A 20,338-nucleotide genomic window follows, 5' to 3' on the forward strand; every position below is an offset into this window, starting at 1 on the left:
CCGCGGGGGCTGCCGCAGGGGGCGGCGGTACGGGGATACGCTGCCGATCATGCTTGTCGCCGCCGCCGTCTGCCCCTGCCCGCCGCTCCTCGTACCGGAGGTCGCCGCGGGTGCCGCACCCGAGCTGGACGCCGCGCGCGTCGCGTGCACGGACGCGCTGGGCGTGCTCGCCGCGTCCCGGCCCGACCGGCTGGTGGTCGTCGGACCCGCCGACTCCGCCGGGCCCGAGGTCTACCCGCAGGGGGCGCGGGGCTCCTTCCGCGGCTTCGGCGTGGACCTGGACGTGTATCTGGGCGCCGACAGCGCCGACAGCGCCGACAGCGCCGACAGCGGCGACGCGGACGGGACCGAGCTGCCCTACGGGTTCGCCGTGGGCGCCTGGCTGCTCGGGCGGACCGACTGGACCGGCGTCCCCGTCGACGGCATCGGTGTCGGGGACGCGCTGTCCGCCGAGCGCTGCGCCGCCCTCGGCCGGGACATCGCCGCGCGGGCCGGGCGGACGGCGCTGCTGGTGCTGGGCGACGCCAGCGCGTGCCGCTCGCTGAAGGCGCCCGGCTACCTCGACGAGCGGGCGGCGCCCTTCGACGCGGAGGTGGGCCGCGCCCTGGGAGCGGCGGACCCGGCCGCGCTCGCCGCGCTGGACGTCGTACTGGCCCGCGAGCTCAAGGCGTCCGGCCGGGCGCCCTGGCAGGTCCTCGCGGGCGCGGCCGGGGACACGGACCTCGCCGGCACCCTGCTGTACGAGGACGCGCCCTACGGGGTCGGGTACGTCGCGGCCGCCTGGTCATGACGACCAGGCGGCAAGGCGCCCGCGGGCGGCCACCGGTCCGGCACCCCGGACCGTCCCGAGCCGGTCCGAGCCGGTCTGCCGTTCAGTCCGCGGACGGCCCGGAGTCGATCCACCGTTCCGGCTCCGAGGCCGTCCCACGACGGTGTGCGCCCGGTCAGGAGGCCGGGGGCGGTCCCGCCGGAGGGGGGCCGCCGGGTGCTCCGCCGGGCGTGTCGCCGTCTCCTTCCCTGCCCTTGTCGTCCTTGTGCGCGAGGCGGTCCATGGCGCCCTTGGCCTTGCTCGTGCCCGTCTGGATCCGGTCGCTGTACTTGCCCTTGGTCCGCTCGTCGACGGTCCGCGCCATCTTGTCGAGACCGCGATCGATCTTGTCGCCGTGCTGCTGCGCGAGGTCGGAGACCTTGCCCTTCGCCGGTTCGAGTCTGGCCTTCAAGTTGTCCAGGAGACCCATGGTTCGCCTTCCCTCACGGGGCAGTCAGGTGCGGGCGCCCTTGTCGGCCTCGTTGTCGACGGCCTCCCCGGCGGACTGCTGCTTGGGGATGCCGACGCTCTCCGAGTCGCCGGACTCGGCGGCGGCCCCGTCGGCTTCGTCGGTCTCCGCCGTGTTCCGGGGACCGGCCTCGGCCGTCGCCACGGTCTCGCCCGTCTCCACGGCCTCGGTCGCCTTCACCTCCGCCGCGCCCTCGGTGTCCGGGGTGCCGGTCCGCGTCTCCGCGCCCGACGTCTCCTCGGTGTTCTTCGACCTCCGAAAAAGCCGTGCAAAAACGCCCATATCAACTCCATACGTTACTCGTGCGGGCGAAATCCCGCGGCATCCGGTGCGTCCGTTTGCGTGGCCGGGGCCATGACCCGGTGGTCCGGGGAGCGGGAACCTCGCAACGGGCAACGACCCCGGACGCGGACCGTCACGTAACTCGTTCGAGGGCGAGGTGAGAGGTTTGCGAGACTGGTGCGGTGAGCAGCGCACCCCCCGCCCCCCGCGTCATCGCCGTAGTCGGACCCACCGCGGCCGGAAAGTCCGATCTGGGCGTCTTCCTGGCCGAGCGACTCGGCGGTGAGGTCGTCAACGCCGACTCCATGCAGCTCTACCGTGGGATGGACATCGGCACCGCCAAGCTGACGCCCGAGGAACGCGGTGGCGTACCGCACCACCTGCTGGACATCTGGGACGTGACGGTCACCGCGTCCGTCGCCGAGTACCAGCGCCTCGCGCGGGAGCGGATCGACGCGCTGTTGGGTGAGGGACGCTGGCCGGTCCTGGTCGGCGGTTCCGGTCTCTACGTCCGCGGGGCCGTCGACAACCTGGAGTTCCCCGGCACCGACCCCGAGATCAGGGCCCGCCTGGAGGGGGAACTCGAACTGCGCGGCTCCGGTGCGCTGCACGCCCGCCTGGCCGCCGCCGACCCGGAGGCGGCGCGGGCCATCCTGCCCAGCAACGGGCGCCGGATCGTGCGCGCCCTCGAGGTGATCGAGATCACCGGCAGGCCCTTCACGGCCAACCTCCCCGGTCACGACTCCGTCTACGACACCGTGCAGATCGGCGTCGACGTGGCGCGCCCCGAACTGGACGAGCGCATCGCCCTGCGCGTCGACCGGATGTGGGAGGCCGGTCTGGTCGAGGAGGTCCGGGCGCTGGAGGCGCGGGGGCTGCGCGAGGGGCGTACGGCGTCGCGCGCGCTCGGCTACCAGCAGGTCCTCGCGGCGCTCGCCGGTGAGTGCACGCTCGACGAGGCGCGCGCCGAGACCGTCCGTGCCACCAAGCGCTTCGCGCGCCGTCAGGATTCGTGGTTCAGGCGCGACCCGCGGGTGCATTGGCTGAGTGGGGGTGTGGCGGATCGCACGGAACTTCCGCAGCTCGCCCTGTCGTTGGTCGAACGACCGGTTACAGCCTGATCACGTGATGGCATCGGGACGCCCCGGCCGTCATCCGGGCCTTCGGCGGCGTGCCATCATCGAGCTTCGATCGACCGAGTGAGTCCTAGTTGGGAGGGCGCGTGGCGATGGAGGCCGGCCCTCGCGACACCGCACGGAGCACCGAGCACGGCACCGCCGACCCCGGCGGACCGGAGCCCGACGGCGGCGCCCTGAGCCCCGACGGCCCCGACGAGACGCCGGAGGGCGTCGCAGCCGACGGTCCCGCGCCCGACGAGATGTACGGGGACGAGGTCGAGGTCGAACTGCGTCCCCAGCGGCGCCTGCGGATCTGGCAGCTCGCCCCCATCGTGTGCCTGGCCGCGCTCGGCTCCCTGATGTTCGCCTTCCCGCTCGCCTTCGACTTCGGCGACAGCGGCGCCGTGATCGCGATGCTGGGCCTGCTGATCTGCTCCTGCGCGGCCGGCTGGGGCATGATGGCCGCCCGCCGGGTCGGATACACCTGGCCGGGCCTGCCCCAGCGCGGGTCGGGACGCCGTGCCGACTGGCGGACGATCCTGGTGTACGCCCTGGCGGTCGCCGCGGTAGTCGTCCTGGCCGTGTGGCGGGTCGCCCGCCTGCGGGGCTGACGGCGCCCTGCGCCCGGGGGGGTCCTCCGCCCCTCGTCGTCGTACCGCGTCCACCCCGTACGATCGAGGAATGAGCACGCGGATCGCCTTCCTCAAGGGTCACGGCACCGAGAACGACTTCGTGATCGTTCCCGACCCGGAGAACGCCGTCGACCTGCCGCCCGCCGCCGTCGCCGCCCTGTGCGACCGCCGCGCGGGGCTCGGCGGGGACGGACTGCTGCACGTGGTGCGGTCCGCGGCGCACCCCGAGGCCCGGGGCATGGCCGCCGAGGCGGAGTGGTTCATGGACTACCGCAACGGCGACGGCTCGGTCGCCGAGATGTGCGGCAACGGCGTGCGGGTCTTCGCGCGCTACCTCCAACGTGCCGGGCACGCCGCCGAGGGCGACCTCGCCATCGCGACGCGCGGGGGAGTGAAGCGCGTGCACATCGCCAAGTCCCCCTCCGGGGGCGGCTCCGCCGCGGGCGACGTCACCGTCGGCATGGGCCGCGCGCTGCTGCCCGAGGGGGACGTCGAGGTGCGCGTGGGCGAGCGCACCTGGCCCGCGCGGAACGTGAACATGGGCAACCCGCACGCGGTCGCCTTCGTCGCCGACCTCGCCCACGCCGGCGACCTGTACACCCCGCCGTCCCACGCGCCCGCCGGCGCCTACCCGGACGGGGTCAACGTCGAGTTCGTGGTCGACCGGGGCCCCGGCCACGTCGCGATGCGCGTCCACGAGCGCGGCTCCGGTGAGACCCGCTCCTGCGGCACCGGCGCCTGTGCCGTCGCCGTCGCCGCCGCCCGCCGCGACGGTGTCGACCCGGCGGTCACCGGCACCCCGGCCACGTACACCGTCGACGTGCCCGGCGGCACCCTGGTGATCACCGAGCGTCCGGACGGCGAGATCGAGATGACCGGGCCCGCGGTGATCGTCGCGGAGGGCGAGTTCGACTCCGCCTGGCTGGAGGGGGTACGCGCCTGAACGAGGACCCGGTGACCATGGCCGAGGTGAACCACAGCCCGGTCCATGACACTCAGTACGAAAACGTAAACCCTCGGACCATCGCTCGAATGGGTGATCCGTTTCACGCTCGGCGAGAGGCGGTCGGCCGCACGTGATGGGCTCGATAGCATCAAGCACCGGCCCGGACGGGGGAACGACAGCATCCCCTGAGCCGTGTCCGCCCTGGGATTCCCCGTCCGCCGGTCCGCGCAGCCGGAGGTGCCCATGAACGCGGAGGCCGTGAATCCAGCGACCCCGGGCCCCGTGCCGCCCGCGGCAACCGGTGCCGTCACGCCGGCGCCCCGCAGGAAGGCCCGCCCCCGGATCGACCTGCGCCGGCTGGGCCGCGCCGCCCTGCTCGGTTCCGCCACCCGCAGCCGGGGCCTCCCCGACGCCATCGGCCACGTCGTCGAGGCCCACCGCGCCCACCACCCCGACGCCGACCTCGACCCGCTGCGCCGCGCCTACGTCCTGGCCGAGTCCTCGCACCGCGGCCAGATGCGCAAGAGCGGCGAGCCGTACATCACCCACCCCCTCGCCGTCACCCTGATCCTCGCCGAACTCGGCGCGGAGACCACCACCCTGACCGCCTCGCTCCTGCACGACACCGTCGAGGACACCGAGGTGACGCTCGACCAGGTCGGCGAGGAGTTCGGCGCCGAGGTCCGCTACCTCGTCGACGGCGTCACCAAGCTGGAGAAGGTCGACTACGGCGCCGCCGCCGAACCCGAGACCTTCCGCAAGATGCTCCTCGCCACCGGCAACGACGTCCGCGTGATGTCGATCAAACTCGCCGACCGGCTGCACAACATGCGCACCCTCGGCGTCATGCGCCGCGAGAAGCAGGAACGCATCGCCAAGGTCACCCGCGACGTCCTCATCCCGCTCGCCGAACGGCTCGGCGTCCAGGCGCTCAAGTCCGAGCTGGAGGACCTCGTCTTCGCGGTCATGCACCCCGAGGAGTACGCGCACACGCGGGAGCTGGTCCAGGAGAACGCCGCCCGCGCGGACGACCCGCTCGCCGCGGTCGCCGACGAGGTGCGCGAGGTGCTGCGCGAGGCCGACATCCAGGCCGAGGTCCTCATCCGCCCGCGCCACTTCGTCTCCGTGCACCGCGTCTCCCGCAAGCGCGGCACACTCCGCGGCGCGGACTTCGGCCGCCTCCTGGTGCTCGTCCAGGAGGACGCCGACTGCTACGCCGTGCTCGGTGAACTCCACACCTGTATGACGCCCGTCGTCTCGGAGTTCAAGGACTTCATCGCCGTCCCCAAGTTCAACCTCTACCAGTCGCTGCACACGGCGGTCGCCCGCACGGAGGACGGCCAGGTCGTCGAAGTCCTCATCCGCACCCACCAGATGCACAAGGTCGCCGAAGCCGGTGTGGTCGCGCTCGGCAACCCGTACGCCCAGCCGTCCGAGGAGCAGAGCCCGGGCGACGGCGAGCGCGCCGACCCGACCCGGCCCGGCTGGCTGTCCCGGCTGCTCGACTGGCAGCGCGGCGCCCCCGACCCCGACACCTTCTGGTCCACCCTCCGTGCGGACCTCGCCCAGGACCGCGAGATCACCGTCTTCCGCCCCGACGGCGGCACCCTCGGCCTCCCCGAGGGCGCGACCTGCGTCGACGCCGCCTACGCCCAGTACGGCGAGGACGCGCACGCGACCATCGGCGCCCGGGTCAACGGCCGCCTGGCGACCATGAGCACCGTGCTGCGGGACGGCGACACCGTGCAGCTCCTGATGGGACAGGACCCCGCCTCCGAGCCGTCCAGGGACTGGCTGGAGCACGCCCACACCCCCACCGCGCGGATCGCCATCCAGCGCCGGCTCGCGGCCCACCCGGAGCCGGCGCCCGAGGTCGAGGAGCCGGCCCGCGGCCCCGCCGCACCCGAGGCCCACCCCGGCGCCCCGCGCCCGGCCGCGCGCCCCGCCTCCGCCGACGTCCTCGTCGATCCGCCGGGCGCCACCGTGCGGCTGGCGGGCTGCTGCACCCCCGTACCGCCGGACGAGATCACCGGCTTCGCCGTGCGCGGGGGAGTGGTGACCGTGCACCGCGCCCAGTGCGCCGTGGTGGCGCGCATGAAAGGCGCCGGGCGCGCGGAGGTCGGTGTGCGCTGGGGCGAGAGCACCGGATGCCGAGTGACCCTCCTCGCCGAATCGTTCGGCCGCCCGCACCTCCTGGCCGACCTCACCGAGGCCATGGCCCTCGAAGGCGCCGAGATCGTCTCCGCGACCGTCGAGCCACCCGACCGCCAGCGGGTCCGGCACAGCTACACCGTGGTGCTCCCGGACGCCGCCCGGCTGCCCGCCCTCATGCGGGCCATGCGCGACGTGGCCGGCGTGTACGACGTCAGCCGGGCCCAGCCGCAGCCGGCCGGGGCCTGAACCGCGGCGCCGTGCGGGAACCCGTTCGGGTGTCCCGGGCGCGCGCCGTCGCCGCGGGGCGGGCGCGCGCTGATAGCCGTGAGGGATGCTGCACACCCCTCACCCCCCGACTCCGCGACCCCGCACCCGTTCCCGGCGCCGGCTCAGGGCCGCGGCGCTGCTCGCCTCCGCCGTCTCCGTCTGCCTGGTCGCCGCGAGCGCCCCGCCGACTCCGCTGGGTGTCGGCGACCGCCTCTTCCCGCAGCTGGGCAACCCCGGTTACGACGTGACGGCGTACGACCTCTCCTTCACCTACTCCGGCAGCAACAGCGCACCGTTGAAGGCCGTCACCACCATCGACGCCCGGACCACCGCCGACCTGGACCGGCTCAACCTCGACTTCGCCCACGGCAAGGTCGACTCCGTCGAGGTCGACGGCGAGCCCGCCGCCTTCGCCACCGCCGGTGAGGACCTGGTCGTGACGCCCGAGGACGCGCTCGACGAGGGCGAGTGGACGCGGATCACCGTGCGGCACAGCAGTGACCCCGTGTACCCCGAGGACCGCCAGGGCGGCTGGGTGCGCACCGCCGACGGCCTCGCCATGGCCAACCAGGCGGACGTCGCCCACCTGGTGTTCCCCTGCAACGACCACCCCTCCGACAAGGCACGGTTCACGTTCCACATCACCGCCCCCGACGGGCTCACGGCCGTCGCGAACGGCCTGCCGACGGGCGTGGACCGCACCGGCGGCTCGACCACCTGGACCTACCGGAGCGGGCACCCCATGGCCACCGAGCTGGCCCAGGTCTCCATCGGCCGCTCCACGGTGCTGCACCGCGCGGGGCCGCACGGACTGCCCGTCCGGGACGTCGTGCCGACGAAGCACCGCGCGGCGCTCGAACCGTGGCTGGAGAAGACCCCGGACCAGATCGCGTGGATGGAGCGGAAGGTCGGGCGCTACCCCTTCGAGACGTACGGCCTGCTCATGGCCGACGCCACCACCGGCTTCGAACTCGAGACCCAGACGCTCTCCCTCTTCGAACGGGAGCTGTTCACCGAGCCCGCCTACCCCAAGTGGTACGTCGAGTCGATCATGGTGCACGAGCTGGCCCACCAGTGGTTCGGCAACAGCGTCAGCCCCGGCACCTGGTCCGACCTGTGGCTCAACGAGGGACACGCCACCTGGTACGAGGCGCTGTACGCCGAGGAGACCGCGGACAAGCCCATGGCGGCGCGCATGAAGGCCGCCTACGGGGCCTCCGACCGCTGGCGCACCGCGGGCGGGCCCCCCGCCGCCCCCAAGCCGCCGAAGAACGGCAGCAAGACCGGGATCTTCCGCTCCAACGTGTACGACGGCGCCGCGCTCGTGCTCTACGCCCTGCGCCAGGAGATCGGCCGTACCGCCTTCGAAGGGCTGGAGCGCGCCTGGATCGCCCGCAACCAGGACGGCACGGCGACGACCGCCGACTTCGTCCGGCTCGCCTCCGAGAGCTCCGGACGCGACCTGGGCGGCTTCTTCCAGGCCTGGCTGTACGGCGAGAAGCCCCGCCGATGCCCGGCCACCCGGACTGGAAGCAGACTCCGGCCGGGAAGGCGCCCGCCAAGGCTTCCGGGAAGGCACACGGGGAATAAGCCGGTGACGAGACGGCCCGTGCCGTGCGACCATCTTCGGGACGGCGCGGTACCGGCCCCGGGAATCTCCCCGGCGGCTCGCACGTTGTACACGGTGTCGCGGCGCGTGTGCCGCGCCCACCGTTCCGCAGCTACCTAAGGATCCAATGACCTCCTCTTCTTCCCCCTCCCAGGACACCAAGCGTCTCGAGCAGACCTATCCCGAGGGCCTCCGGGCCGATGCCCTGATGGAAGAGGACGTCGCCTGGAGCCACAAGAGCGACTCGCAGTGGGACGGCGAGCAGTTCGACCGCTCCGACCGCGCGGCCCTGCGCCGCGTGGCGGGCCTCTCCACCGAGCTAGAGGACGTCACCGAGGTCGAGTACCGCCAGCTCCGTCTGGAGCGGGTCGTCCTCGTCGGCGTCTGGACGTCGGGCACCGTGCGGGACGCCGAGAACTCGCTGGCCGAACTGGCCGCCCTCGCGGAGACGGCGGGCGCGCTTGTGCTCGACGGCGTCGTCCAGCGCCGCGACAAGCCCGACGCCGCCACCTACATCGGCTCCGGCAAGGCCGAGGAGCTGCGGGACGTCGTCCTCGACACCGGCGCGGACACCGTCATCTGCGACGGTGAGCTGAGCCCGGGGCAGCTGATCCACCTTGAAGACGTCGTCAAGGTCAAGGTCATCGACCGCACGGCCCTGATCCTGGACATCTTCGCCCAGCACGCCAAGTCCCGAGAGGGCAAGGCACAGGTCGCGCTCGCGCAGATGCAGTACATGCTGCCGAGGCTGCGCGGCTGGGGCCAGTCGCTGTCCCGGCAGATGGGCGGCGGCAAGGGCGGCGGCCTCGCCACCCGTGGTCCCGGTGAGACCAAGATCGAGACGGACCGGCGCCGGATCCGCGAGAAGATGGCGAAGATGCGCCGGGAGATCGCGGAGATGAAGACCGGCCGCGAGATCAAGCGCCAGGAGCGCAAGCGCCACAAGGTGCCCTCCGTCGCCATCGCGGGCTACACCAACGCCGGCAAGTCCTCGCTGCTCAACCGCCTCACCGGTGCGGGTGTGCTGGTGGAGAACGCGCTGTTCGCCACCCTCGACCCGACGGTGCGCCGCGCGGAGACGCCCAGCGGCCGTCTGTACACCCTGGCCGACACCGTCGGCTTCGTCCGGCACCTGCCGCACCACCTGGTCGAGGCGTTCCGCTCCACGATGGAGGAGGTCGGCGACTCCGACCTGATCCTGCACGTGGTCGACGGTTCGCACCCCGTCCCGGAGGAGCAGCTGGCCGCCGTGCGCGAGGTGATCAGGGACGTCGGCGCCACCGACGTGCCCGAGATCGTCGTGATCAACAAGGCCGACATGGCCGATCCGCTGGTGCTCCAGCGACTGCTGAGGGTCGAGAAGCGGTCCATCGCGGTCTCGGCGCGCACCGGCCAGAACATCGACCAGCTGCTCGCGCTGATCGACAACGAGCTGCCGCGTCCCTCGGTCGAGATCGAGGCGCTCGTGCCGTACACCCACGGCAAGCTGGTGGCCCGCGCGCACGACGAGGGCGAGGTGATCTCCGAGGAGCACACCCCGGAGGGCACCCTGCTCAAGGTGCGGGTGCACGAGGAACTGGCGGCGGAGTTCGCGCCGTACGTTCCGGCGCCGCTCGCCTGAGAACCGCGCGGCCGTACGACAGGCCGACGACCGAGGGCCCGTCCCCTGCCTCGGCAGGGGACGGGCCCTCGTCACGTGCGGCTCACCGACCACCGTACGTCTTGCTCATGTTCTGGTACATCGCCTCGGCCGACCGGCCCAGCTGCGGACCCGCCAGCCAGGTGTTCTCCAGCGGGCCGATCGAGGTGTTCGAGACCAGCTTGGTCTCCCCGTCCACCACCCGGAACCAGCCGCCGCCCGACGAACCGCCGGTCATGGTGCAGCCGATGCGGTACATGGTCGGCAGTGACGGGCTCAGCGAAAGGCGGCCGGGCCGGTCGACGCACCTGAACATCTCCAGGCCGTTGTACGGCGGCGCCGCCGGGTAGCCCCAGGCACCCATGCTGGGCACCTCCGTCGCCGACGGGGCCGAGAAGTCCACCTCCAGCGCGGCGCCGACGGTCTCCTCCAGAGACTTGGCGCCCTGCTCCGGCTTCACATGCAGCACCGAGTAGTCGTACGCGGCCCCGTCGCCGCCGCTCTCCGAGCCGCCCTTGATCCACTGGTCCGAGGTCGACGCCCAGTCGGCCCACCAGGTGCCGTACGGCGCCATCTCGGTGGTCGTCGCGTTCGCCAGCTCCGCCTCGGACTTGCCGTAGTCGTTGTACGACGGGACGAAGGCGATGTTGCGGTACCAGCCGCCGTTGCCGCCGGCGTGCACGCAGTGGCCCGCCGTCCACACCAGGTTGGACTTGCCCGGGTGGTTCACGTCCTTGACGACCGTGCCGGAGCACACCATCGAGCCCTCGGGGGAGTCGAAGAAGACCTTGCCGACCGGGGCCGCGTTCTCGTGGTACGGCTTCTTCTCGGCCACGGCCTCGACGGGCGCCGGCTCCGGGTCGGTGGCGCCCTGGTCGGCGGCCGCGTCCTTGGTGACGGTCTTGTCGGCCTCCTTCGCGGACTTCATCCGGTCCGGCTTCCACAGGCCCTCGATCACCGGATTGACGAAGTCCTTGGCCTCACTGAGCCACTTGTCCCTGTCCCAGTTCTTCCAGCCGCCGTCCTTCCACTGGTCGACGTCGATGCCGTGCTTCTTGAGCTGGTCCGCGAGGCCGGCGGGCAGACCGCCCTCGCCGCCACCGGTGTCACCCGTGTCGGCGGCCCGGGAGGTGCCGCCGCCGGGCTTGGCGTCGGCCTCGTCCTGCTCCGAACCGCAGGCGGTAGCGGTGAGCGTGAGCGCGGCGACCAGACCGGCTGCGGCGAGTGCGGTGCGCCGTCCGCGCCGTGGCGCGGCGGACCCAGGTGTGGAACGCATGGTGGGACAACCCCCGTTGCAACGTATGAATGTCAGATGAAGCGCAGGAACGGCTGGATGCCTGGATGCCTGCTGCCGGGCTCAGCGTGGTGCCCGGCGCCCGGTCACTGGCCGGTGAACTTCCCGCTCACCGCGTCGAACACGCCCTTGGCCTCCTTGCCCAGGCGCGGACCGGCCAGCCAGCCGGCCGTCACCGGGCCGATCGAGGTGTTGGAGACCAGCGCGGGCTTGCCGTCGGAACCGGCCGCGACCCAGCCGCCGCCGGACGAGCCGCCGGTCATGGTGCAGCCGATGCGGTACATCGTCGGGTCGGAGGCGTTGATCGACAGCCGTCCGGGCTTGTCCTGGCACTGGTACAGCTTCTGGCCGTCGTACGGCGGCGCGGCCGGGTAGCCGATCGCCTTCATGCTCTCGACCTCCGGCACGGCGGGCGCGTCGAAGTCCACCGGCAGCGCGGCGCCGACCGTCTCCTCCAGCGACTTGCCGCCGCTGCCCTTCTCCGGCGTCACATGGATCACGGCGAAGTCGTACGAGGCGCCGTCACCGCCGGTCGCACCGCCCTGCTCGATCCACTGGTCCGAGGTCTGCGCCCAGTCGCCCCACCAGACACCGTAGGGAGCGATCTCCTTCTTGGTGGCGGTCTGCAGTTCCTCGGTCGACATGTCCGCGTCGTTGTACGACGGGACGAAGGCGATGTTGCGGTACCAGCCGCCGCTCTTGCCGGCGTGCACGCAGTGACCGGCCGTCCACACCATGTTGGACTTGCCGGGGTGGGCCGGGTCCTTCACGACCGTCGCCGAGCACACCATCGAACCCTTGGGGGAGTCGAAGAGGAGCTTGCCGGCCGTGGCGGCGTTGTCGTGGTACTTGGCCGGTATGGCCTCCGCCTCGACGGGCGCGGGCTCCGGGTCGGTGACGCCCTGGTCACCGGAGATGTCGTTCTCGTCGACCTCCTGGTCCGGCTCCTCGGCGTCCCGCATCCGGTCCGGGTCCCACAGGCCCTCGATGATCGGGTTGACGAAGTCCTGCGCCTCGCGCAGCCAGTCGTCCTTGTTCCAGTTCTTCCAGGCGCCGTTCTTCCAGTCGTCGACGTCGATCCCGTGTTCTTTGAGCTTGTCCTTGACGTGCTGCGGGATCCGGATCCCGCCGTTGCCGTCGTCCGCGGCGGACGCGGAGGCCGAGGCGTCGCCGGCCGCCTCGGGGTCGCCGTCCTCGCACGCCGTGGCGGTGAGCGCGAGCGCCGAGACGAGCGCCACGGCGGCGGCCGTGGAGGAGGCTCCGCGCCGCCCGCGCCTGTTCCCGCGCGTGCTGAACGACGGCCGTATGGATCGCATGGTGTTGACTCCCCCTGCTGTGAACGAACGTGGTGCCGCGGCCGAACCGCCGAGCGGCGGCGACCGGGAACGGCACCACACACTATGCGGTGGCTGTGGGGGAGTTCCGACGGAACGGCAACGGTTCGGATACAGCCGCCTGACCAGGCACGCGCCGCCCGCCGGCGCGGAGGGCCGGGCCATGGAGCCGGAGCGGACCGTGAAATCCCCGCCCCCGCAACGATCTTCGGGCAGACCGTAACCCCGTGCACGGTCCTCGGTTGTAGCGGCGGGGGCCTGCTGTCCGGACGGGGTCCCCCATGCCGGGAGCGCCCGGCACATCGCCGCGCGTCCGGACGGCGGGAGGTCGACAAGCCGTGGCGGGATCCGCGTACGGGAGTTGCGCGTCCGGAGGCGGGAACGCCGGGCCGGTCGTGACGTGGAAGCCCGCGGGCGGGACGCCCGCGCGGGCGCACGCCGGGCACGAGGGGACTGCGCGGGAGCGCGCCGAGCGGGGCGGCGCTTCGAGGCGTCAATCGGCGCGTGAACCGGCCGCGCGTACCTACGCGCGCGCCCTCCCGGTCGTACCCGTCCGGGCCCGGGGACTCACCATCGAGGCCGCCGACGGCCGCCGTTACCTGGACTGCGTCTCCGGTGCGGGCACCCTGGCCCTCGGCCACAACCACCCCGTCGTCCTGGAGGCGATCCGCACGGTCCTCGACTCGGGCGCCCCCTTGCACGTCATGGACCTCACCACTCCGGTCGAGGACGCCTTCGTCAGCGAGCTGCTACGCACCCTGCCGCCGGGACTCGCCGACCGCGCGCGGGTGCGGTTCTGCGGCCCGGCCGGCGCGGACCCGGTCGCCGCCGCCGTCGCGCTGGTCCGCGCCGCCACCGGACGGACCCGGGTGACCACCCTCGCCGACGCCCACGAGCCGGGTTTCGACGACGGCGAGCCGGGACAGGCGCCGCCCGCCGGGCTCCTCCTGGAACCGGTCCGGAGCGACGCCGGGGTGCTTCCGGCGCCGGACGCCCTGGTACGGCGCCTGCGCGCCCGCGCGGCCGAACGGGCCGTCCCGCTCATCGTCGACGAGACCGAGACGGGCGTCGGCCGGACCGGTGCCTACTGGGCGTTCGAGCACAGCGGAGTCACGCCCGACGTGCTGATTCTCGCCAAGGCGATCGGCGGCAGCCTGCCGCTGGCCGTGCTGGTCCACCGCGACGACCTGGACGACCCGAACCCGCCCGGTGAGCCCGCGGCCGGCGCCTTCCGCGGCAACCAGCTCGCCCTGGCCGCGGGCGCCGCCACCCTCGCCCACGTCCGCGAACACCGGCTCGCCGAGCACGCCGCCGCGCTGGGCGGCCGGATGCTGACCGGACTGCGCGACCTGGCCGAGGAGTTCGCGTGCGTGGGCGACGTGCGCGGGCGGGGCCTGATGGCCGGACTCGAACTGGTGGCGCCTGACGGCGCGTCCGACAGCCCCGCGCACGGCCCTCGCCCCGGTGCCGCCCGTTCTGGAACCGCCCGTTCTGGAACCGAGGGCTCTGGAACCGCCCGCTCTGGTGGCGCCCGCTTCGGTGCGGCCGCCGAACTCGCCGTCGCCGTCCGCCGGGAGTGCCTGCGCCGCGGGCTGATCGTGGACGTCACGGGGCCGCACGCGAACGTCGTACGGCTGTTGCCGCCGCTCATCGTCACCGAGGAGCAGATGTCGGCCGTCCTGGACCGGCTCGCCGACGCCGTACGGGCGGTGGACCGCGACCGTCCCGGCGGCGCTGCCCCGTTACCCGGGGAGCGTGCCCCGAGATGAGACCCGCCCCAGGACACGGCCCGCCAGGAGGACCCGCGTTGCCCACCGACTCCGCCCCCGAACCGCCCCCCGCGTCCGCCTCCGCATCCGGGGCCCCGGCCGCTTCGGGGCCGGTCGTTCCTGGGCCTGGTGCCCTCCCCGGGCCGCGGTCCGCGCCGCTCGCCCGACACGCCGCGACCGACCCCCTGGACCACCTCGATCCCCACACCGCCGCCCAGGCCGCGGGCACGGAGAACCTGATCCGCTGCTGGGCCCGTGAGGCCGACGTGCCCGCCCCCGACGACGGCGTCCTCCACGTGCCGCTCCCGGCCTCCGGCACGGCCCTCGTCGTTCCCGTGCACTACTGGTCCCCCACCGGTCGGCACCGCTTCGGGCCTCCGCGGCTGACCGGCGCCCCCGACTCGGCGCCGCCCGTGGACGCGGTCACGCTCGCCGCGCTGCTCGTGCGCGAGACGGCCGGCGCCCCGGGGGCCGACGGTCCCGACCTCGTCGCGCGCGTCGCCGACTCCGTCCGCCGCACCGCCGTATTCCTCCGGCACCGCGCGGAACGGCCCGTCGACGTTCCCGGCGGCCGCCGCGACGGCCCGGGAGAGCGCAGCGACGGATCCCCGGGCCGCGGTGACCCCGACCTCTTCCTCGCCGCCGAGCAGGCGCTCCTCCTCGGGCACCCGCTGCATCCCACCCCGAAGAGCCGTGAGGGCCTCACCGAGGCCGAGGCCCGCCGGTACTCACCGGAACTGCGCGGTTCCTTCCCCCTGCACTGGCTGGCCGTCGCCCCCTCCGTGCTCGCCACCGACTCGGCCTGGACCGAGCGCGGCCGACCGGTCACCGCTCCCGCCCTCACCGCACGCCTCGCCGCGGACGGTCCGACACCGGCGGACAGTCCGGCGCCACCGAACGGCTTCGCCCTCCTGCCGCTGCACCCCTGGCAGTTCCGCGCGGTGCTGCACCGGCCGGACATCGCCACACTCATGGACACCGGACTGGTCAGGGACCTCGGTGCCCAGGGCCGGGCATGGCACCCCACGTCCTCCGTGCGCACCGTCCACCGCAGCGGTGCCGCTGCCATGCTCAAGCTCTCGCTGGCCCTGCACATCACCAACTCCCGGCGGGAGAACCTCCGCAAGGAGCTGCACCGCGGCGTCGAGGTCCACCGGCTGCTGCGCCGCGGTCTGTCGCGCGAGTGGCGCGCGGCCCACCCGGACTTCGACATCGTCCGCGACCCGGCCTGGCTCGCCGTCGACGGACCGGACGGCACGCCCGTGCGGGGCCTCGACGTCGTCGTCCGGCACAACCCCTTCCAGCCCTCGGACGACGTCTGCTGCGTGGCCTCCCTCGTCGCGCCGCGGCCGCACACCCGCGCGGAGGACGAGTCCCCGGGGCACCGCGGTTCCGGCAACGGCGTGTCCGGTACCGCCACGCGCACCCGGCTGGCCGAGGTCGTCACCCGGCTCGCCGGACGGACCGGCCGCCCGCGCGCAGCCGTCGCCGTCGAGTGGTTCCTGCGCTACCTCCACCACGTCGTACGTCCCGTCCTGTGGCTGGACGCCCGCGCGGGCATCGCCCTGGAGGCCCATCAGCAGAACACTCTCGTCCTGCTGGACGCCGACGGCTGGCCCGCGGGCGGCCGCTACCGCGACAACCAGGGCTACTACTTCCGCGAGTCCCGGCGCGCGGAACTCGACGCCCGGCTGCCCGGGATCGGTGCACACAGCGACACGTTCGTGGCCGACGCCGTCACCGACGAGCGCTTCGCCTACTACCTCGCCGTCAACAACGTGTTCGGTCTGATCGGCGCCTTCGGTTCCGAGTGTCTCGCCGGGGAGGGAGCACTGCTGGCCGCCTTCCGCCGCTTCCTCGGCGAGCTGGCCTCGGACTCCTCCGCTCCGGGCGGCCCGCTCCCCGCACACCTCCTCGACTCGCCGGTACTGCGCTGCAAGGCGAACCTGCTGACCCGGCTGCACGGCCTCGACGAACTCGTCGGCCCGGTGGACACCCAGTCCGTCTACGTCACCATCGCCAACCCCCTGCATGCCTGAACCGGCCGCCGTCCCGAAGGAGCGACACTGTGAATCCCACCGACGCGAGCGCCGACGACACCCTGGACCTGCACCTGCCCGAGGAGTTCGTCGCCCTGTTCCGGACCGCGGGGGACGACGCCACGGGGGACGAGTTCGCGGAGGCGGCGACGGCACGCGCGCGTGAGGACCTCCTCGACGGCCTCGCCGACTGGGGTCCGCGCGACACCTCCGCGGGCGTCTTCCACCTGGTGCCCGTCGACGTCGAACGGGACGTCGCGCTCGTCGCCCGCTGGATGAACGACCCCGCCGTCGCCGCGTACTGGGAGCTGACCGGCCCGCAGAGCGTGACCGCCGACCACCTGCGGACCCTGCTGGCCGGGGACGGACGCAGCGTCCCGTGCCTCGGGACACTGGACGGGGTGCCGATGAGCTACTGGGAGATCTACCGGGCCGACCTCGATCCGCTGGCCCGGTACTGCCCGGTCCGGCCGCACGACACCGGCGTCCACCTGCTGATCGGCGAGGACGCCGACCGCGGGCGGGGGCTCGGGACCGAGCTGATCAGGACCGTAGCCGACCTCGTCCTCGCGGGGCGCCCGGCCTGTACGCGGGTGCTCGCCGAACCCGACGTCCGCAACCGGTCGTCCGTGGCGGCGTTCCTCGGCGCCGGGTTCCGGCTGGCGGCCGAGGTGGACCTGCCCGCCAAGCGCGCCGCCCTGATGATCCGGGAACGGGCGGAGCGGGAGACTCCGTGACGCGCCGCGCCCGCTGCCTCCGCCGTCCTACCCCGTCCGTCCCTCCGCCCCCTCCGCCGCCTCCGCAGCGTCCGTCGGCCCGGCGCCTCCGTCGGCCCGCCGCCTCGGCCGTCCCGTCGGCGCCCCTCCCGCCCCCTCTCGCCGGTCAGCCGCCCAGGAGCCACCCTTGCCCCGCCTGTCCTCGCGGTCACTCACGCCCCTCGCACCCGCCTTGCCGACCCGTTTGTCAGTCCCGGGCCGTAGGGTGGTCGCGCTATGACGAAGCCCTCACTCCCCGAACTCCTGCACGCCGCCGTCACCGCCGTCGGCGGCACGGAGCGTCCCGGCCAGGTGGCCATGGCCGAAGCCGTCGAGGAAGCCATCGACGGCGGCTCCCATCTGCTGGTCCAGGCCGGCACCGGCACCGGAAAGTCGCTGGGCTACCTGGTGCCCGCCCTGGCGCACGGGGAGAGGGTGGTCGTGGCCACGGCGACCCTGGCCCTGCAGCGCCAGCTGGTCGAGCGGGACCTGCCCCGCACGGTCGACGCGCTCCACCCGCAGCTGCGCCGCCGCCCGGAGTTCGCGATGCTCAAGGGCCGGTCGAACTACCTGTGCCTGCACCGGCTGCACGAGGGCGTCCCGCAGGACGAGGAGGACGGCCTCTTCGACCAGTTCGAGGCCGCCGCCCCCACCAGCAAGCTGGGCCAGGACCTGCTGCGGATGCGCGACTGGGCGGACGAGACCGAGACCGGCGACCGCGACGACCTGACGCCCGGCGTCTCCGACCGCGCCTGGGCGCAGGTGTCGGTGTCCTCCCGGGAGTGCCTGGGCGCCTCGAAGTGCGCCTACGGCGCCGAGTGCTTCGCCGAGACGGCCCGTGAGCGCGCCAAGCTCTCCGACGTCGTCGTCACCAACCACGCGCTGCTCGCGATCGACGCCATCGAGGGTGCGCCCGTCCTGCCGCAGCACGAGGTGCTGATCGTCGACGAGGCGCACGAGCTGGTCTCCCGGGTCACCGGCGTCGCCACCGGCGAGCTGACCCCCGGCCAGGTCAACCGTGCGGTGCGCCGTGCCGCGAAGCTGGTCAACGAGAAGGCCGCCGACCAGCTCCAGACCGCCGCCGAGGGCTTCGAGCGGCTGATGGAGCTGGCACTGCCGGGCCGCCTCGAGGAGATCCCGGAGGACCTGGGCTACGCCCTCATGGCGCTGCGCGACGCCTGCCGTACGGTCATCTCGGCCATCGGGACCACCCGCGACAAGTCCGTGCAGGACGAGGACGCGGTCCGCAAGCAGGCGCTGGCCTCCGTGGAGTCCGTGCACGACGTCGCGGAGCGGATCACCAACGGCTCCGAGTGGGACGTCGTCTGGTACGAGCGCCACGACCGGTTCGGGGCCTCGCTGCGGGTTGCTCCGATGTCCGTGTCCGGACTGCTGCGGGAGAAGCTCTTCACCGACCGCTCGGTCGTCCTGACCTCCGCGACCCTGAAGCTGGGCGGCGATTTCAATGGCGTCGGGGCGTCCCTGGGCCTCGCCCCCGAGGGCACCGAGGGTGACGACGTGCCCCAGTGGAAGGGCGTCGACGTGGGCTCGCCCTTCGACTACCGCAAGCAGGGCATCCTCTACGTCGCCAAACACCTGGCCCGCCCCGCCCGGGACGGCGACCGCGGCGACATGCTCGACGAGCTGACCGAGCTGATCCAGGCGGCGGGCGGCCGCACCCTGGGCCTGTTCTCCTCGATGCGCGCGGCCCAGCTGGCCGCCGAGGAACTGCGCTCGCGGATTCCCGAGTACCCGATCCTCCTCCAGGGCGAGGAGACCCTCGGCGAGCTGATCAAGAACTTCGCCGCCGACCCGCGGACCTGCCTTTTCGGCACGCTGTCACTGTGGCAGGGCGTCGACGTGCCCGGTCCGAGCTGCCAGCTGGTCGTCATGGACAAGATCCCGTTCCCGCGTCCGGACGACCCCCTGATGAGCGCCCGCCAGAAGGCGGTGGAGGAGGCCGGGGGCAACGGCTTCATGGCGGTCGCCGCCACCCACGCCGCGCTGCTGATGGCCCAGGGCGCGGGTCGGCTGGTCCGCGCGACGGGCGACCGCGGGGTGGTCGCCGTACTGGACCAGCGGCTGGCGACGGCCCGGTACGGCAGCTATCTGAAGGCGTCCCTGCCCGACTTCTGGTTCACCACGGACCGCAACCAGGTCCGCAAGTCGCTCGCCGCGATCGACGCGAAGGCCAGGCAGAGCGAGGGCGTCGAGCAGACCGAGGGCGCCGACCAGGTCGAGGGCGACTGACCGCGGCCCGCGCACCGGGCCGCGGTCTCCCCGGCACCGCCCGTCCCCGGACAGAGCTGGGCCCCGGAACCGGCGCAGAGGTCCCGGGGCCCGGTCGGGTCGGCGGGGCGCTGTCGCGCGTACCCGCCCGCCGTGGCGCTCAGACGCGACGCAGTACGGCCACCACCTTGCCGAGGATGGTCGCGTCGTCACCGGGGATCGGCTCGTACGCCGAGTTGTGCGGGAGGAGCCAGACGTGGCCGTCCTCGCGCTTGAAGCGCTTCACGGTGGCCTCGCCGTCCAGCATGGCCGCCACGATGTCGCCGTTCTCGGCGACCGGCTGGCGGCGGACCGTGACCCAGTCGCCGTCGCAGATCGCGGCCTCGATCATCGAGTCGCCCACGACCTTCAGGACGAACAGCTCACCGTCGCCGACCAGCTGCCGGGGGAGCGGGAAGACGTCCTCGACGGACTCCTCGGCCAGGATCGGACCACCGGCGGCGATACGGCCCACCAGCGGGACGTACGAGGCGGCCGGCTTACCGGCGGTGTCCGTGGGCTGCACCGAGGCGGCCTGGTCGGAGCCGCGCACCTCGTAGGCGCGCGGACGGTGCGGGTCCCGGCGCAGGAAGCCCTTGCGCTCCAGTGCCATCAGCTGGTGCGCCACCGACGAGGTGCTGGAAAGGCCGACGGCCTGGCCGATCTCCCGCATCGACGGCGGGTACCCGCGTCGCTGCACGGAGTCGCGGATGACCTCGATCACCCGGCGCTGGCGGTCGGTGAGTCCCGAGCTGTCCGCCCGGATGCCGGGAGGTCGCCCCGGCAGGGAGCGCTTGTGCCCCTCGGGATTCGCGGCGTCGCTCGTCGCGTGCACCGGCTCAGGTCGGCCCTGGGGGCGGTCCTGGGCAGTGATGGTGGCACTGTCGGCGGTGGTGGTCACGTCGGCCCCTCTCGATGGTCTCCCTGCTGCACAACGGTAGTAGCTTTCGAAAGG

Annotated in this window: 15 protein-coding genes and 1 pseudogene; 11 read left to right on the forward strand and 5 right to left on the reverse strand. The window is 73.3% G+C overall.

The window, feature by feature from the left end:
- The first annotated feature begins 49 nt into the window (after positions 1-49).
- Positions 50-790 (forward strand): class III extradiol dioxygenase subunit B-like domain-containing protein, encoded by a 741-nt coding sequence (locus tag BZZ08_RS05865; RefSeq protein WP_104631058.1) that lies wholly within the window; start codon positions 50-52, stop codon positions 788-790.
- Positions 791-944: 154 nt separating this feature from the next.
- On the opposite strand, the gene BZZ08_RS05870 is transcribed toward BZZ08_RS05865, so the two are convergent.
- A complete protein-coding gene (locus tag BZZ08_RS05870) occupies positions 945-1,238 on the reverse strand; it encodes an antitoxin (protein ID WP_104631059.1) in 294 nt (97 codons plus the stop codon).
- 24 nt (positions 1,239-1,262) lie between these two features.
- Positions 1,263-1,559, reverse strand: coding sequence for a hypothetical protein (locus tag BZZ08_RS05875; RefSeq protein WP_104631060.1), 297 nt, complete (start codon positions 1,557-1,559; stop codon positions 1,263-1,265).
- A gap of 182 nt (positions 1,560-1,741) precedes the next feature.
- Between BZZ08_RS05875 and miaA the strand changes: the two genes are divergently transcribed.
- From miaA to hflX, 6 genes and pseudogenes are all read left to right on the forward strand, one after another.
- Positions 1,742-2,680, forward strand: coding sequence for a tRNA (adenosine(37)-N6)-dimethylallyltransferase MiaA (gene miaA, locus BZZ08_RS05880; RefSeq protein ID WP_104631061.1), 939 nt, complete (start codon positions 1,742-1,744; stop codon positions 2,678-2,680).
- A 107-nt stretch (positions 2,681-2,787) separates the two neighbouring features.
- Positions 2,788-3,288, forward strand: coding sequence for a hypothetical protein (locus BZZ08_RS05885; RefSeq protein ID WP_198601317.1), 501 nt, complete (start codon positions 2,788-2,790; stop codon positions 3,286-3,288).
- A 70-nt stretch (positions 3,289-3,358) separates the two neighbouring features.
- Complete coding sequence (dapF, locus tag BZZ08_RS05890; RefSeq protein ID WP_104631063.1) at positions 3,359-4,252, forward strand: diaminopimelate epimerase; 894 nt, start codon at positions 3,359-3,361, stop codon at positions 4,250-4,252.
- Positions 4,253-4,498: 246 nt separating this feature from the next.
- Entirely contained in the window at positions 4,499-6,655 is a 2,157-nt protein-coding gene (locus tag BZZ08_RS05895) for a RelA/SpoT family protein (RefSeq protein ID WP_104631154.1), read from the forward strand.
- 85 nt (positions 6,656-6,740) lie between these two features.
- Positions 6,741-8,266: pseudogene (locus tag BZZ08_RS05900) on the forward strand (M1 family metallopeptidase).
- 146 nt (positions 8,267-8,412) lie between these two features.
- A complete protein-coding gene (hflX, locus tag BZZ08_RS05905) occupies positions 8,413-9,906 on the forward strand; it encodes a GTPase HflX (RefSeq protein ID WP_104631064.1) in 1,494 nt (497 codons plus the stop codon).
- 82 nt (positions 9,907-9,988) lie between these two features.
- Here the strand turns inward: hflX and BZZ08_RS05910 are convergent, their stop codons facing one another.
- Together BZZ08_RS05910 and BZZ08_RS05915 are read right to left on the reverse strand one after the other, a co-directional pair.
- Complete coding sequence (locus tag BZZ08_RS05910) at positions 9,989-11,200, reverse strand: trypsin-like serine peptidase (RefSeq protein ID WP_104631065.1); 1,212 nt, start codon at positions 11,198-11,200, stop codon at positions 9,989-9,991.
- A gap of 104 nt (positions 11,201-11,304) precedes the next feature.
- Positions 11,305-12,534: a trypsin-like serine peptidase gene (locus BZZ08_RS05915; RefSeq protein WP_104631066.1), complete on the reverse strand. Its 1,230-nt coding sequence runs from the start codon at positions 12,532-12,534 to the stop codon at positions 11,305-11,307.
- 299 nt (positions 12,535-12,833) lie between these two features.
- On the opposite strand from BZZ08_RS05915, the gene BZZ08_RS05920 reads away from it, so the two are divergent.
- The 4 genes from BZZ08_RS05920 to BZZ08_RS05935 all read left to right on the forward strand — a co-directional run bounded on the left by BZZ08_RS05920 (position 12,834) and on the right by BZZ08_RS05935 (position 19,365).
- The gene (locus tag BZZ08_RS05920; protein ID WP_104631067.1) at positions 12,834-14,321 is read left to right on the forward strand and encodes an aminotransferase class III-fold pyridoxal phosphate-dependent enzyme; all 1,488 of its coding nucleotides are present in this window, start codon (positions 12,834-12,836) and stop codon (positions 14,319-14,321) included.
- Positions 14,318-16,360, forward strand: a complete 2,043-nt coding sequence (locus BZZ08_RS05925) for an IucA/IucC family protein (protein ID WP_104631068.1) — start codon at positions 14,318-14,320, stop codon at positions 16,358-16,360. Before BZZ08_RS05920 ends, BZZ08_RS05925 begins: the two co-directional genes overlap by 4 nt.
- A gap of 29 nt (positions 16,361-16,389) precedes the next feature.
- The gene (locus tag BZZ08_RS05930) at positions 16,390-17,097 is read left to right on the forward strand and encodes a GNAT family N-acetyltransferase (RefSeq protein ID WP_104631069.1); all 708 of its coding nucleotides are present in this window, start codon (positions 16,390-16,392) and stop codon (positions 17,095-17,097) included.
- Positions 17,098-17,352: 255 nt separating this feature from the next.
- Positions 17,353-19,365, forward strand: a complete 2,013-nt coding sequence (locus BZZ08_RS05935) for an ATP-dependent DNA helicase (protein ID WP_104631070.1) — start codon at positions 17,353-17,355, stop codon at positions 19,363-19,365.
- 139 nt (positions 19,366-19,504) lie between these two features.
- Here BZZ08_RS05935 and lexA read toward each other — a convergent pair whose 3' ends face one another.
- A complete protein-coding gene (gene lexA, locus BZZ08_RS05940; protein WP_104631071.1) occupies positions 19,505-20,284 on the reverse strand; it encodes a transcriptional repressor LexA in 780 nt (259 codons plus the stop codon).
- Between the last annotated feature and the right edge of the window lie 54 nt (positions 20,285-20,338).

The sequence above is a fragment of the Streptomyces sp. MH60 genome (assembly GCF_002939385.1).
Classification (GTDB): Bacteria; Actinomycetota; Actinomycetes; order Streptomycetales; family Streptomycetaceae; genus Streptomyces.